The following is a 927-nucleotide window of genomic DNA, read 5'->3' as shown; positions in this document are numbered from 1 at the left end:
CTTTCATTACCGGATGAGGTGCGCGTTCGATTTCAATGTTGAAGCGGGTTTTACTTGCTGGATAATTACGCAAGTCGTATTCGTAGGCTTCAACTTCTGCGCTACCAACGCCTTTGATCAGCAACGCTGCACCATCCGTAGTTTTAGCGACAACATCTGCACCATTGATGATGCGATATCCATAGTCGCCGCGAGCGTGCGCAACTTGAGGGAAAATGCGTCCACCGTATTCATACGTCTTAGCGATATTCGCAACACTTATGGCTTGACGTTGACCCGGTTTAACATCGACCACAAACTGAGCAACTTGCTGCTTGTTTAAGAAAGCATCGCTGTATGTTGCTGTCGCCTCGACGGTTACCTGACCAACGTTGTGGATCAAAAGCAAACCCGTTTCAGGGTTTAGTAACTCGGCAACCTCGTTGTCTGGTTCGCTGCGCAAAATTTTGTAAGTGATATTTTGCGTTTCAACTTTATCCAAACGTGAAGGCGCTAAGGTTAAACCGTCTCGATACTCATCTTCGATTAAGGCAAATTTAAGTTGCTCAGCACCTATCGCATACAATGTTACGGTTGCACGAACTTGCTTAGGTAGATATAAGTCGTTAACTGAATCGGAAATCAGTACAGAAGCCTGACCCGCAGAACCAAGTGAATAAACAACGCCGTTATCATCAACTTGAATGAGGTTCTGCCCGCTTTCGACTTGGTAAGTCAGTTTACCTTTCTGCCCACGCACGGTCAGAGCTTTCCCGTCAGGATCGAGTGCAACTAGGCTTAAATCACTGGCAGAAAGATCATTGTTAAAACCTCGTTCAACCGTGACCGAAAACGTCGTTTCAGAAGATTCATACACAGAACTGGTATCTGTTGCACGAATTATCGCGGTGCCTGGACGCAGGATTTGAAATACTCCCGAATCATTCA

Annotated in this window: 1 pseudogene; it reads right to left on the bottom strand. The window is 46.0% G+C overall.

Going from position 1 to position 927, the window contains the following annotated elements:
* Positions 1-927: pseudogene (locus tag R8O11_RS25865) on the bottom strand (cadherin repeat domain-containing protein); the annotation flags it as partial.

It is taken from the genome of Vibrio sp. 1288, from assembly GCF_033344475.1.
Note: the sequence above shows the minus strand (reverse complement) of the source record. Positions and strands in the feature narration are given on the sequence as shown.